Origin of the sequence: Paenibacillus sp. JZ16 (assembly GCF_015326965.1) — a bacterium.
Classification (GTDB): Bacteria; Bacillota; Bacilli; order Paenibacillales; family Paenibacillaceae; genus Paenibacillus_AQ.
Genome location: NZ_CP017659.1, coordinates 764,446 through 778,897 on the forward strand (window position 1 = coordinate 764,446; position 14,452 = coordinate 778,897).

Sequence of the window (14,452 nt, forward strand, 5' to 3'; positions counted from 1 at the left end):
CCTCTCTGAATGGTTTCATCGGTCAACCTTTAATCGAACCAAGCAGCATCCCTTTTGTAAAATGCTTTTGAAGAAACGGATAGATCACGATGACCGGCAAGCTCGCAATCATGACGGATGCCATTTGCATCGTTTGCGTCGGCATCATATTTTCTGCGTTCTCTAGCGGCTGCTGGCTTTGCATCAGAATTTCCCGGACGACGACCTGCAGCGGATACAGCGTGCGATCGGTCACATAAAAAATCGCTTGAAAAAACTCGTTCCAATGGCCGACCAGGTAAAACAATCCAACCGTCAACAAGACAGGAACGGAAAGCGGCGTAACGATTTGCAGCAGGATACGGAACTCTTTGGCTCCATCCATTCGGGCCGACTCAAACAGCTCCTCCGGCAGCCCTTCAAAAAAGCTTTTCATAATAAGAACGTTAAAGCTCCAGACTGCATTTGGCAGAATCATCGCCCAGATAGAATCGAGCAGCCCCATCGACTTAACGACCAGATAGGTCGGAATAAGCCCTCCGCTGAACAACAAGGTAAATACGATCATGAGCAGAAAAAAGTTTCTTCCCGGCAAATTCCGGCGGCTGAGCGGGTACGCCATCAGTCCCGTCAAGACGAGATTGACCGCTGTTCCGATCACCGTAATGAGAACGGTAATTTGGAACGCCTTCGGAATATTGGACTCCGTCAGCAGCGTGCGGTAAGCGGAAAACGTAATTTCCTTCGGGAACAATATGAATCCGCCGTTGCGCAGCACTTCTCCGAACGGAGTGATGGATACGGACACGACATAAAGGATCGGCAGAATGGCGACAAGTCCGCATATTCCGAGTATGACGTATATGATTGTGTTAAAAATTTTATCATCGAGGCCTCTTACCATATGCCCTCACCCCATTTCTTCGCCACGCGATTAGCACCTAGCACAAGGATGAGTCCGATCACCGATTTGAACAATCCGACTGCCGATGCCAAGCTGAAATTAAGCTGCTGCAGACCTGTTCGGTAAACCCATGTGTCGATGATGTCCGCAACCGGGTATACCTGAATATTGTACAGAATGTAAATTTGATCAAAGCCTGCATCAAGCAGATGGCCAAGCTTCAGAACGAACAGCAGGACGATAATGCTTCTAATGCCAGGAAGCGTAATATGCCAAATCATTCGCATACGGCTGGCACCATCCACCTTCGCCGCCTCGTAAAGTGTCGGATCGATGCCCGCCATCGCGGCTAAATAGATAATCGCACCCCAGCCGAGATTTTGCCATACCTCCGATCCGACCAGTATGCTGCGGAAATATTCCGTCGAGGTCAAAAACGGGATCGAGCTTCCCCCCGCTTCCACAATCCAGCGGTTTATAAGACCGCCGTTCTGGGAGAAGAGTGTCAAAAGAATGCCGAAAATAATAACCCAAGACAAGAAGTGCGGCATGTAAGTCAGCGTTTGTACGATCGACTTCAGCCAGCGAACGCGGCATTCGTTCAGCAGCACGGCCAGCATGATCGGTGGCAGCGTCCCCCATAACAGTTTGTAGAGGCTGATCAACAGTGTATTGGTCAACAGCTGGCTGAAGTAAGGCGACTCGTAAAAGCTCTGAAAATGCTTATACCACGGATCGACCCACGAGCTGCCCGTTATGCCGTCCAGGATCGCAAAATCTTTGAAGGCGATAATGACTCCGTACATCGGGAAGTACCGAAATATGACAAAATAAATAATGCCGGGCAGCAGCATGACGTAAAAGGCTTTAAACCGCCATGCCAATTTTAAAATCATGAGCAGCTTTGTCCGCGGAGAAGGCCGTATCCGAGGGGCTGGCGTTAGGCTATGATTGGCTTCCATTGTATCCCTCCATAGTTTGAATGCGCTTCCAATAAGGTAAGTATAAAGGTCCTGACGCCTCCTCGATATACACAGAAACGTAAAAAATGTACGCATTTCGTTCATAATCATTAGCCTCGAAATTTGATTCATCTGCATCAATATCCATAATTTGAAATTGAAATGAGTTGATGGTTATTGTTGTAACGCCGAACTCAGCAATTTGCTGATAGTTTGCGGCCGCCAGCGACTGAATCTGATCAGGGACGCCTTCTGGCAAAAATCTCGCCATACGGTAAACGAATCTATCAACGATTAATAGTAAAGGCTGTCACGAATGGTCTGAAGAAACCACGTGACAGCCTGGGTATCGTTTTTGGTTAACGCCAAATACCTAATCGTTCGTCGTATTCCTTCAGGACGGGCATATCGACGCGGACAACAGTTCCGGCCCCCTCCGCGCCTCCGATCCGCAAGCCGTACGTCTCGCCGTGATGGATCCGAATCCGCTCATGCACGTTCCGCAGCCCGATGCCCGTAAACCGGTACATGGAGCGCTGCCCACCATCCTGATTTTCCAACAGCAGCCTGCTCCGCTTCTCCCGCTTGATGCCTATCCCGTTATCGCGCACATAGAGTCTCAGAATCCCCTTCATCAGCCCGCCTTTCACGATGATAAGCCCGCCGTGATTTGGCGTTAGTCCATGGAAGAGTGCATTTTCTACGAGCGGCTGCAGCGTAAGCTTAAGTATGCGATACTGCAGAAGGTCAGGATTGATATCAATCCTAAACTGATATTGTTCCCCATAGCGCACCTGCTGAATATGCATGTACATTCGCAGCCCTTCCAGCTCCTCCTCAAGCGATACGTATTCCGATTGCTTGTCGAAGCTGAAGCTTAATAGCTTGACCAGCGAACGAATCGTATCGCGAAGCTCGTCGATACGCTGCTGCTTTGCCAAGCTGCTTATGCAGGCAAGGGTATTGTACAGAAAATGGGGCGCAATCTGGCTTCGCAGCATCTTCAGCTCGTATTCCTTCTTCTGCTCCTCCGCATTTTTCGTCTTCAGGAGCAAGCTCTGAATCCTCTCGAGCATGGCATTGTAGCTCTGCGTTAGCCTGCCGATTTCGTCCATTCTCGTGACAGGCAGCTTCGCCACGACCTCAAAGTTGTTAAGACGGTCCATCTTCTCGACAAATCGGCGAATCGGATGCGTGAACGATCGGCTGAGCAGATATGCGCTGATCAGAAGCATAATGATCCATACGATACTCGCGGTCCGGTAGTTGTTGTTCAGTCTCTGCAGGTCCTGATAGAAATAATCCTCTTCGATGAACGCTGCGAGCGACCAGCCTAGACGGTTTTTGGTCGACTTCACGGCAACGAGTGGATTCAAGGAATCCCCTTCTATGCCGCTGACGCCGACTTTGAGTAAGGCGAGCTGCCCGCGAAAGCTCTCCTCCAGCTTCGGCGGATACGAGGCCGCTTGGAAGGGGAGCAGCTTATCGCGGGAATCCAGCCGATTAATGACACTGCCTTCCTTCGTGAACAGTATATAAGATTGATAGATCATCGGCGCAATACGCTCCGTGAGCAAATCGAGATTAAGTTCGGCGACTACGACACCCTTCACCTTATTTCCTGCACCCGCAATAGGTAAGACGTAAGCAAGCGTTCGCCCCGACATTGGCGAATCATAAGGTTCGCTCACATTAATAGCCCCGTAGTTAATAAGCGCCAGCTCATAGAGCTGATTCAGCTTTGGATTGCCTATGATGTCATGAACGACCTGCGAGCTTGAAAATACTTCGCCGTCAGCTCGAATCATGTACAACGTTCTGGCAATGGAGTTGTTAATCCCCGCGAACTTGCGCAGCGTCTCAACGGCTGCCTCCTCATTCCCTTCCTCCAGCAAATCAGCGCGGGTCGAGAGTAGTAGCAGCATATTTTCCACACTGTCCAAACTTGCATCGATATATTGATTCGTCCGGCTGACGAGCAGCTCTGCATCGCGAATGACTTGATTCCGAAGCAGACTTTCAGCCTCGTGGAGGTTTCGCCATGCAAGCACTTGAACGAGTAGCAGCGTCACGATGAACAAATAAATAAACTGCTTGGTAGCGAGACCAAGGCTGGCATACCAATGAAACAGTTTCGTCATTTCCACCCTTCCTTCGCGCTCGTTCTCACTCTCCCGTGCTTTCAGCCTTTCCGTTTATAGTCCGTCGGCGATACCCCGGTCCAATTTCGAAACGTAACAGTGAAATAACGGTAGCTCGGAATGCCGACCTCTTCCGCGACTTCATATACCTTCTTATTCGAATGCCTAAGAAGCTCGATCGCCTTCTCCATACGAAGACGGGTAATATACTGATTGACCGTACTCCCCGTTTCCTCACGAAACAATTTGCTGATATAATGTGGGCTCAGCCCTACCTGCTTCGAAATAACAGCCAGCGAGATCGGCTCCTTGAGATGGTCTTTGATCCATTGCACGGCCAAACGAATCTCAAAGCGCGAATGCGACTTCCCTAGCTCGGCAGCTTCTATATTCTGAACAATATTGGCGAGCATCTCAGCTAACGTTCCTGCGTCCATTAATAACCTCATACGGGCTGCGCTCAGCTCAGCGCCCTCTTGCTGCCTGTGCCAATCAACCTGCCAATTGAGTATCCACTCCTTCAGTTGACTAGGCTTCACACGCTCTGCAATGCACCAGTCCCTGAACTCGCCAAGCAAGCATTCCTTCAAGCTCGCAGGAGACAAGGATGCTTTTCTCAGCAGCTCGTTTAATTCCTTCGTTTTCTTTTCCGTCAGATCCGATAGAGGCAACGAATGCTGAGCGTACACAGCGCTTTCCTCGGGACATCGGTCGAAAAACAGCGCATCTTTCCACTCGTTCGAATAGGCGAGCGCCGATGCAACTCCTTCCTTCGATGTGACCGGTTTGCTAAAAATGGCATGTACTGTCGCCAAGCTCTCCTGCTTGGTCTCTTCCCGATTCAACAGCTCCGTCAAATGTTGAACGACCGTGCGGAGTGACTCAAGAACAGCATTGGGAGGAGTTCTGCCTTCAAGCAGAACAAAATATTCCCGCTCCCGTACCGTCAGCCAAGTCAGCCAATTTGGATCCCTGTTTTCCTGCTCGGTCAGCCGCTGTTGAACCGTGTCTTTCACAGGTAGATAGGCTGATGGAGTAATATCTAGCTGAAGTCTTGCCAGTCGAATTGGACGATCTACGCTTAGCGTCATCGACTGCCAATCGGAGCCGGTTGGCTCGTGCCCGTGAAGCAGCTTGCCGAATAAGTCGGCTTGCAGCTGCCTCTGCTCCCTTCTCGCATGCTCCTGCAGCATGCGCTCCTTGACGACCGCAGCTCTCACTTTATCCATCGCCTGCTTAAGCTCTTCTTCCTCCAGTGACACCTTCAAAATATATTCAAGCGCTCCGAGACGGAGCGCTTCTTGTACGTAATGAAAATCGCTGTGACAGGTTAACAATATGATCTGGACGTTCGGGTGCCGCTTCCGGAGTTCCCGAATGAGAGCAATGCCGTCCATAACCGGCATCGTAATATCCGTTATCACGACATCTGGCGTGCGTTCAGCACATAACTGCATCGCTTCCGAGCCGTTGCTTGCTTCCCCTATCCATTCGGCTCCGCACGCCTCCCATGGAAATATCCGAAGCTCTTGCCGCAGAGGAATTTCATCTTCGACGATCAATACGCCAAGCGGCTTAATGGCCATGATATCCTCTCCTTTAATGCCCATAAATGAAAGCGCTGTCATTTATTTTATTCCATTATAGAGCATAGACTCTTATTTCGGCAACCTCCGCGCGTGGTCCTCCGTTCGTTTCATCGATCCATAGTCTAATCGTATGTGACATGATGGAATCGTTGAGCTTATGCACTTTTTTGCGCTTATGGTTGTGCTTCTCATCAGCCAGCGTGACCCATTCCTCACCGATGAGCGCCTCAATCCGATAAGCTCGGACGAGCTCGGGAATCGCTTCGAAAGCGGTGCGATGATGGTGCAAATTTATTAAGTCTTCATTAACGTCGTCGTTAAAGGTGATGTGGACCTCGGCGATCGATTGTACTTCAGCCCACTCCAGCTGCAGCCATTCCGGATTGCCTGGAGACATCGGCTCGGACATCCACAAATGCGGACCGGCGAACGGCCGAATATACCCGTCCGTCACCGCAGCGGGAGCGTACGCTTCCGTATTTGGCGTAACCTGCAGACATAGAGGCTTGCGGTTCCAACGGCGCATGCTCCACTGTACGACCGGCTGATCAGGCTGACGATCCTCTAAAAGAGTAGAGACGATCGGCTTTGGTCCCTTCTCAAAGCACAGCACGCCGGTCATCGGACGATTCGATCCGTGAAGCTGAATCGCTTCGTTTGCCTTAATAATAAGGAATGCATTGCAGGCTGCATCGGGCTGCCAAACGAGGTCCAGCTTTACCCACTGCGCGGTACCTTCGGCTACTGACACCGATGCTTCAGCCACCATCTGCTTCGGCACGTAGTTTTCACCTTTATCAGTATGCCACAGCTCCACTTCAAGAGTAGCAGCCTTTACCGCATCGATCAGCAGCGCCACTGATTCAAGCGAGGGATTCACTGGAAACAGGATGCCCAGTTCTTTGTCCAGCGGGTGTGTAAAGGTTGAGTCCGTCAGCGAAACTTTGGTCGTTGTACTGGATGCCGTAATACGGGCCGACTTGGCGTGATCGTAAGGGTCGTCTGCCGCGATCCCGATAATCGACGCATCCTGCCTGAGCATCGTCTGCTGCAGGTCGTTCATATGGTCACGGTGCAGGGCACGCGGCGATATCCCTTTCTGCACGCACAGTGCGGCGCCGCTTCCGGCTGCTTCGCCGATGACGGCACAGGTTGCCATGACCCTCGTCGTACCGAATGCGACGTGAGTTGCACTGATATCGCGGCCTGCGAACATCAGATTGCTGACGTTGCTGGAGTACAGACACCGAAAAGGGATATGATAGATGCCGTCCGAATATAAATGCTTCGAACCGCTTTCCGTCGAATACATGCCTTGCGGCGGATGAAGATCAATTGACCAACCTCCGAAGGCGATGCGATCGGTGAAGGGCTCCTGTGCGATAATATCGTTTTGGTTCAACATATAATCTCCTGTGAATCGGCGGTACTCCCGTTTGCCAGGGATCGATCCGACCCATTCCAGCGTCATGCGATCGGCATCAAAATTGCCTGAGTTTTTGATATAATCCCATACCCCGTAAATGACCGACCAGAGCTCATCGCGTATTCGTTCATTATCATGTACCGTATCCAGCTCGCCGCCCCATTCGATCCACCAATAGTGGCAGCCTGAGTCGCCGCTGCGAATAACCCGCTTCATCGGGATCGCCGTTTGGGTAATGTCCTTCGCAAAGCTCGGCGGAATGTATTTGACCGGCCGATCGGCCTCCTTCGTATAGAACAGGAGCGTGCTGCCAAGCGTAATATCGTCCGCCGTCTCCGGCGCCCAGTCCTCGTTGTATTCCTCTGCTGCCTCGCGGCCGATCCGGTATTTAGCGCCTGCCAGAAAACCCGCAAGGCCATCTCCTGTACAATCTATGTACATATCGCTTTCAAACCGGATTTTCCGCTCGGAGCCCATCATCCAGCCTGTAACCGACTTAATAATGCGCTCCTCCTCAGCGCCCTCCGCTTCGACCTCGTGCACATCCGTATTGAGAAACAAGGCAATGTTCGGCTCTGCTCGGACCGTCTCGAGTACTACGAGATCCCATAAATACGAATTTCCATCCGGGTTCCGGAATTGGTTCTCGACGAACATTTCTCCCATGATGCCGGTTTCTCTCGCGTAACGCTGCGTGCCATGCGCCGTAGCGCCGCATACCCACACCCGTACCTCGCTGCTAGAATTGCCTCCGAGTACGGGTCTGTTGTTCACGAGCGACACAGTTTGGCCGAGACGTGCGGCTGCAACGGCAGCACATACGCCGGCCAAGCCTCCGCCAATAACGGTAATATCGGATTTTACTAATTCAAACTTCAATCGAATCCCCCAAGGTCTAGAATTACTATCATTTTAATTGAGGGGGTCGTTATTTAACATGCACTGCGCTATCATATTGGCATATACTTTATTTCATTCTGGAGGCTGATTGCGGTGATGATGTCGAATCGAAGCTCCATCCTATATCCTAGCCTAATGCATCATGTTTTTTGGAATCGTAAGAAGAAATTTCAATACAGCATGGACACCTACGGACATTGGGTTCTATTTGCTGTGGAGGGCGGCAGCTTCCGTTATGGAATCGGCGATAGCGAGGGAGTGGCGCAGATGGGCGACGTCATCGTTTGCCCACCGGGCGTCGATTTTCATCGCGACGTTATCCATGCGCCATCCTTTCATTTCATCGGATTTTCGTTAGGTTCCATATCGAGAGAGGCGGTTGCAGCGCAAGAGGCAGAGCAGAACGTCCACCTTCGTTTGGCGGCTTCTGCCTACAAGCCTGTCGTGACTCATAAAGAGAGGTTTGCCGATAATTTGAGATATTTCAAGAGGCAGGACGAAGCTGCCGCGGATATCGATCAGCGGAGCTATTGGCAAAACCATGCGCTGAACGATATTTGGCTGTTTTGTTTGCAGTCGATAGCGGCCGGCGTGGTTGACGAAGACAAAGAACCTGCCGATCCTCTGATGGAACAGGCACGGCTCTATATCCTGCAGAACGCCTATAAGGACATGAGCATGCTGGTGCTTGCGAACGAGCTGGGCATCAGTCCCGTTCAGCTCACCCGCAGATTCTCCCGAATCGTGGGGATGACTCCTTCGCGCTATTTAAGCCATATTAGGCTGGAGCAAGCAAAGTCCTTGCTCGTCGATACCCAGCTGAATTTAGAGCAGATCGCATTGGCTTGCGGCTTCAACAATGGCTTCTACCTCAGCCGCGTGTTCACAAAGCTAATGAAAGTCAGTCCTTCCGCTTACCGGAAAACGAACCGGGTCTAATGCCTGCCACAATCCCCTCTATACAATAGTCGGAAGCGAAAGAACAAATACGCTTCCTTGTTCCGAGCTTCCCCTAAGCGTTAGCTGCCTGCCTTAAGCTTGCGCCAGCAACCTGCTGAACGTATGGCCAAGGCCAGGCCGCGATGTGCTTCTTGTTATCGCTGCGGATGAACCGCTCGAAGATGATCTTCCTGTTCCGGCAGTGGTAGGCCTGGCCTTGTCGGACACCACGAATTGTCTCTCTCGCTTAGGGAGACGGGGATGCTAAGCGGCCGATCCGGATGACGGGACCGTACGATATTATTGAGTAAATTCATCATAATTTGTACATATCAATGATGTTTTGTTTGTATTTTAAAATCTCTTTACTGTTCAATTGTAAATTCATAGAATATATTAGAAAAACAACTAGAATTATAACTACAACTGCTAATATAGTTATGATATTTTTAGATTTATTCAGGTCCTCTACTTTATGCTCTATTCAGCTTTCGGCTAACGTTCAGGCATTCACGAACCCTCACTACCTTAAGCCCCGAAAGGGGCGGCCGCGATGCGGTTAGGTGGAACAGGTGTGTCCGGCTAATTCCGCTTCTAACTTCGTGCCGGACTGAGGGCGAATGCCTGATGCGTGAACATGGTGTTATAAGATGACTTCGCCCTCGAAGCCTTACTCACTAGTTCTTTCGTTTTGTAAATTGTAACGGTGTTCCTTCGGTTTGCATCTTGTCGTCATCAATGTGTCTAATTTCTTGTGCAATATATTTCCCCTCGCGAAAAGCATACTCCACTTCCAAATAACCGGCATATTGTTCTGTTCTGCCATCACCAATTCTCACACCACCAATTAACTTCCTATCGACCACTTTATAGTTTATCCAATCGTCATAATATGCCTTTAAGTCACCATACTTTGATGATTCATATATCAAGCTATCTCCTAAATAAACTTTTCTTCCTGAAAATGTTACATTCTCTTTGATAATATCTTGTATAGGTTCAACGATGGCTTCGACCGAATTGATTGATATTACATGCGCTTCCGAAAGTATAATTCCAGTTCCATGATCTAAAATGTTGATAAAGACGATTTCATTTTGATTATCTTGATTAATATCTTCAATGTAAATTATCGGATCTCTCAACGAACTTTGGATCCATTGAAACGGGCCAACTTCACCCTTATTATATCTAATAACAAAATCTGAAATCTTATCACCATGTTCTGATAATCTCCCATAAACATAAATATCATGGTCATCGTTAATGAATTCAATTGTTTTGCTCTCTTCAGTCACTTGTTCAGGTTCAAATGTTTCTCCATTACATCCAACTAGAATAAGAAGAATTAAAAGTATAAATAGAAATTTATTATTCCCCATTCAAATAATCACTCTCATCGATTTGGTTTTTATGTTTTGCGGTGATTTCTTATAACGTTCCTGTATTCACGACCCCGCGAATGCTGGGTGTCCGGCGAACGCCGGACCGAGGAGGAATGTCCGACGCGTGAATATTGTGTTAGGCGAAGGGTATAGACTTCCACGAGTACACTCACGAATGCTTTCTAAATAAAATAGTCTCATCATTTTTTGAATCAATCCCTATATCTTCATATCCAATAATTTCAGTCATTTTTATAGGTACTATTAATCTTTCATATTTGTACCGGTCATTAATCAACATATAGAAAGCCATTAAAACTCCTTTTGTCATGTTACTGTCCTTTGGTTCTCGAATTAACAATTCAGTTACGACAACCTCTTTATCATACCTAGAACTGTTTACAGCAACGTGGTAATCCCAAAATGGAATTGCACTTTTACTTCCTGATTTGCACACTATAGGATAGTCTGAGCCAATGAATTTATCGAGTAGATCGTCCAATTTTTCGAATTCAAATCTCTCAGCTATACTATTTATATTTGCTATACCGCTATGAACTACATAATGATATTCAGTGTTGATGAGATGCTCTTTAAACTTATTTATTAATTCACCTCTTAGAAATACCGGGCCAATCATGTTTTGACCTCCTTTTATGAAAATTTCTATACTTTCGCCTAACGTCTTATTCACGAACTTCGTAAATAAACCATATGTAGGGTATTCGCGAAAACCATTGAACTACCCTGCCCGTTAATTGAGGAAAAAGCAGCCGGCTTTGGGGTCGGCTGCCTTCAAATGTCTTCATTAAGCTAACGTTTCCCGTTACTTTAATGACTTTTCTCTACACATGATTGCTTCAAATATTTTTTTACCTGTAGAGTCTATCATAGTTCCCTGAGAAGGCTCTTTTTTAGTAATCCATTTTATGAATTGAGCAAAATAATAATCCATAAGAGAATTCGAGAAAAAAGAATAATTTGATAGCAATACAACTCCTACACGGAGTTCCTTGTTGAAAGCCAGATAACTATTAAAACCAGCTGAACCCCCGTTATGCCAGAGGATACCTTTATCTAGAAGTTTATCCTCACCCCAGCCAAAATAATGGTTTGAATTTCCGTTCCATATAGGGAGATGACTTTTTTGTAGCGTAGAGGCTATCGGATTATCATCAACTAGATTGGCTTGGACAAATAAACTCAAATCGCTAACAGATGACTTAATACCCCCAGCTCCTTCATGTATAGAAAGATCCCAATGAGGGACTCTTTTACCAGTTGAAGCATGTCCATTCAGAAACCTGCCATCCTATTCTGAATCAAGCATAACGGCTGTCTCATTCATCTTTAATGGGCTCGTAATATATTTTTTTAATAGTTTGTCATACTTGCTTCCTGACACCTTACATAGAATGTTTCCCAGTATGGCCACACCGATATTGGAATATCCAAACGAACCAATGCTATCCGTGTAGTCAGCATCAGATAAAAAAGCAGTTAAATCTTCCTCGGTATACATTGAATAAGGATTCGATCTTTTTTTAGCCAATATGTGGTTTGTTGCTAATATAGGTAATCCTGAGGTATGAGTAGCAAGACTTTTCAAGGTAATCTTATTCAAATAATCGTTTTCAACGTTTTGCACGAACTTACCAACCATGTCATCCGAGGAAAGCAGTTTTTCCCGTTCCATTTCTAATAGAAGTATGGATGTGAAAACTTTGGTTATGGAGCCGATTTCAAACAACATATTTTCAGGAGGGATCATACTTTTCTTTTTATTATTACTAAATGAATGGTATTCAATATCTTTCTCCCTAATAATCCCGATAACAAGATGTAAATGTTTCTTATCTTTCGTGTAATCTGAAACAATAATTTCTAAATCCTCCATTGTAAAAGTTACTCCTTTTAAATTTATGATTCATACATTATTCGAATGTGAAATCACATTAAATTAACATGTTTTGGAAATATCTATTCGTTTCCATTTCTCAATAGTCCTGCCCGTTATATCAATGAGAAGCAGCAGCTGAGCATTATGGCAGCCTACCGTAGTGTCCAGCTTCTACACTTTCGCCTGCCAATACAATATGTGTAGGAAACGACATTTCTTAACCTCCTAATAATGATAATTTGTATATTTATTCCACGCATTTCATTTACTTCCCTGCTTTCATGAATTTATATGCTTGAAATTTGAAATCGGCAGCATTTTGTTTTTTGTTCATTTCAGCATCTAAAGGCAAAAGCATTGGTGTAGCTGTCCGTATTATGGCTCTATAATTTGTCTGCCCACGCCGGACCACAGTGCTGTTCCGCCAAAAGCTTCAGCAAAAACACGTGCGGGTACATAAGTTGTTCCATTATCGATTTTTGCTGGCACATCAAGGCTGAAAGCGGCGTTATTTAATAAAGCTGTTCGAGAATTCACACGCAGCACTAGCTCTCGTTTGCCACGAATAATCGTAATGCTTTTTTTGCCTGGTTCCAAGTTACTTCTGAATTGAATCTCTCTGAAACAGCACGTAATGGAATCAGCATTCGTCCATTTTCGATTTTTCCATTGTCAATCGTGTTCGAAACATTATTGGCGAAGCTTATCGCTGGACTACCGATTAGTAAGGTGCACACTAAAGAAAGAGTTAGTGCGATTATTGTTTTTTTCATAGATGATTCCTCCCGCGGTTCGATTATATCCTTGACCTAACTCAATCCTTGTTTTTTTAAAATAAAACCCTCCAGCAAATGATGCCGGAGGGATCAGGCAGTACGTAATGAAGCTATTTTTGCTCAAATATGATTATAGTTTTGGGATTCGCCATGTATTCTACGGGAGATCCTAACAGCTCGGACACGAAGCGTACGGGTATAAACGAACTATTCTTCTTCAACAGTAACGGCGCATCAAATGAAACGGTTCTTCCATTCACGATTGCCTTCTTATCATTCACTTTCCAACGGATCGTCGTGTTGTCTTTGCTGATCGTTACCTCTTGTTTGCTTTGGTTCCACCCTACCTTCGAACCCAATCGCTCGGATACAAATCGAATCGGGACATAAGTGCGGCTCGATGCAATAAACGGGGCTTCGCTTAACTTAAAGGAACTATCTCCTACGTAAGCAGTTCTACTCCCTATCACTAATTGCTGGGCTTTCAGTTGGTGGGATCCATCTCCACCGAGCTTATTGAGAAGTTGATACGTTTGGGTCGTACTTCTTAAATCCAAATAGTTACCGCTTAAATCCAACGCGTATCTAATTGCTCCCGTGTCAAAATGAGGAGGATCGAACGTATGATTTCGAATGGGATCCAAATTCCATACACGGTTATCCGCTAGATGTAAATAATGAAGTTCGCTTAGGGATTTCAAAGGTTCAAGATTGTAAACCAAATTAGAGTTTAAATTCAAGGAAGACAGGTTAGACATTTTTTTCAATGGATCTAGTTTCTTGATCTGATTGTTTTCCGCGGAAAGAGCCCTCATTAGCGTCATCCCTTCAAGCGCACGGAGATCCGAAATTCGATTGCTTCCGATGTTAAGGCTCATTAAACTTTTGGCCAGCGGCTTAAGTGGGCTCAGATCCGAGAATCGATTGCTCGCTAGTTCCAAATTCTTTAGCTTGGGTAATCTGCTCAAGGGCTGAATTTTCGCGATCTGGTTCCCGTTCAGTTGTAACCATGTTAATTCTGTGGCCGACGATAATGGCGTAATGTTCGAGATTTGATTATCGTTCGCTTCGAATGTATGCAGACGCCCAAGCTGCTTGATCACATCAATCGACGAAATTTGGTTCCGGTTTACGATCAACATTTCCAAATCCGTCATGGCGGACAAATCCTGAATTGAAGCGATCTGATTGTCCGCAATATCAAGTTCGCGAATCTTAGTCAATGGCTTGAGTGGCATAATATCGTCAATTTCATTATTGGACAAGTCAAGATATTTCACATTGGAAGCATATTGCAAGCCTTGAATGCTTTTAATTCCTCGATTTGAAAGATCAACCAAGGTTAATGATTGCATATCTTTCTGTGTAACGGCTGCACTTTCATCTTTTTTTAAAATCTGCTTTATTGCTTGCTCCAACTGCTCGTCCTGAAAGCTTACATCCAGGGGAGCCTGCTCCATATATGCTTTTCCTGGCAAGCTAATCATCATTACCAAAACTAATACTAGCCCTGATAAAACCTTATTCATTTTGTTTCTATCCCCTCTTCTA

General features: G+C 46.4%; 12 protein-coding genes and 1 pseudogene. 1 reads left to right on the forward strand and 12 read right to left on the reverse strand.

Annotated features, from left to right (window positions below; all coding sequences use genetic code 11):
• Positions 1–22 precede the first annotated feature (22 nt).
• The 6 genes from BJP58_RS03385 to BJP58_RS03410 all read right to left on the reverse strand — a co-directional run bounded on the left by BJP58_RS03385 (position 23) and on the right by BJP58_RS03410 (position 7,880).
• Positions 23–883, reverse strand: coding sequence for a carbohydrate ABC transporter permease (locus tag BJP58_RS03385; RefSeq protein ID WP_194542792.1), 861 nt, complete (start codon positions 881–883; stop codon positions 23–25).
• Entirely contained in the window at positions 877–1,779 is a 903-nt protein-coding gene (locus BJP58_RS03390; protein WP_372238808.1) for an ABC transporter permease, read from the reverse strand. Before BJP58_RS03390 ends, BJP58_RS03385 begins: the two co-directional genes overlap by 7 nt.
• A gap of 49 nt (positions 1,780–1,828) precedes the next feature.
• A complete protein-coding gene (locus BJP58_RS03395) occupies positions 1,829–2,104 on the reverse strand; it encodes a hypothetical protein (protein WP_194542794.1) in 276 nt (91 codons plus the stop codon).
• Between the two features lie 100 nt (positions 2,105–2,204).
• On the reverse strand, positions 2,205–3,986 hold the full coding sequence (locus BJP58_RS03400) for a sensor histidine kinase (RefSeq protein WP_194542795.1): 1,782 nt from the start codon (positions 3,984–3,986) through the stop codon (positions 2,205–2,207).
• A 41-nt stretch (positions 3,987–4,027) separates the two neighbouring features.
• Entirely contained in the window at positions 4,028–5,572 is a 1,545-nt protein-coding gene (locus tag BJP58_RS03405; RefSeq protein WP_194542796.1) for a response regulator, read from the reverse strand.
• Positions 5,573–5,627: 55 nt separating this feature from the next.
• Positions 5,628–7,880 (reverse strand): FAD-dependent oxidoreductase, encoded by a 2,253-nt coding sequence (locus BJP58_RS03410; RefSeq protein WP_194542797.1) that lies wholly within the window; start codon positions 7,878–7,880, stop codon positions 5,628–5,630.
• 117 nt (positions 7,881–7,997) lie between these two features.
• Between BJP58_RS03410 and BJP58_RS03415 the strand changes: the two genes are divergently transcribed.
• Entirely contained in the window at positions 7,998–8,840 is an 843-nt protein-coding gene (locus tag BJP58_RS03415) for an AraC family transcriptional regulator (protein ID WP_194542798.1), read from the forward strand.
• A gap of 677 nt (positions 8,841–9,517) precedes the next feature.
• On the opposite strand, the gene BJP58_RS03420 is transcribed toward BJP58_RS03415, so the two are convergent.
• From BJP58_RS03420 to BJP58_RS03445, 6 genes and pseudogenes are all read right to left on the reverse strand, one after another.
• The gene (locus BJP58_RS03420) at positions 9,518–10,222 is read right to left on the reverse strand and encodes a hypothetical protein (RefSeq protein WP_194542799.1); all 705 of its coding nucleotides are present in this window, start codon (positions 10,220–10,222) and stop codon (positions 9,518–9,520) included.
• 172 nt (positions 10,223–10,394) lie between these two features.
• Positions 10,395–10,865 carry a hypothetical protein gene (locus BJP58_RS03425; RefSeq protein WP_194542800.1) on the reverse strand — a complete coding sequence of 157 codons (471 nt, stop codon included), beginning with the start codon at positions 10,863–10,865 and terminating at the stop codon, positions 10,395–10,397.
• A 186-nt stretch (positions 10,866–11,051) separates the two neighbouring features.
• Positions 11,052–12,122 (reverse strand): annotated as a pseudogene (locus BJP58_RS33495) (serine hydrolase domain-containing protein).
• 378 nt (positions 12,123–12,500) lie between these two features.
• Entirely contained in the window at positions 12,501–12,722 is a 222-nt protein-coding gene (locus BJP58_RS33500; RefSeq protein ID WP_233354942.1) for a copper amine oxidase N-terminal domain-containing protein, read from the reverse strand.
• Complete coding sequence (locus BJP58_RS33505; RefSeq protein ID WP_233354943.1) at positions 12,671–12,898, reverse strand: stalk domain-containing protein; 228 nt, start codon at positions 12,896–12,898, stop codon at positions 12,671–12,673. The genes BJP58_RS33500 and BJP58_RS33505 overlap by 52 nt, the downstream gene beginning before the upstream one ends.
• A gap of 113 nt (positions 12,899–13,011) precedes the next feature.
• Positions 13,012–14,430, reverse strand: a complete 1,419-nt coding sequence (locus BJP58_RS03445; RefSeq protein ID WP_194542802.1) for a stalk domain-containing protein — start codon at positions 14,428–14,430, stop codon at positions 13,012–13,014.
• Positions 14,431–14,452: the final 22 nt, after the last annotated feature.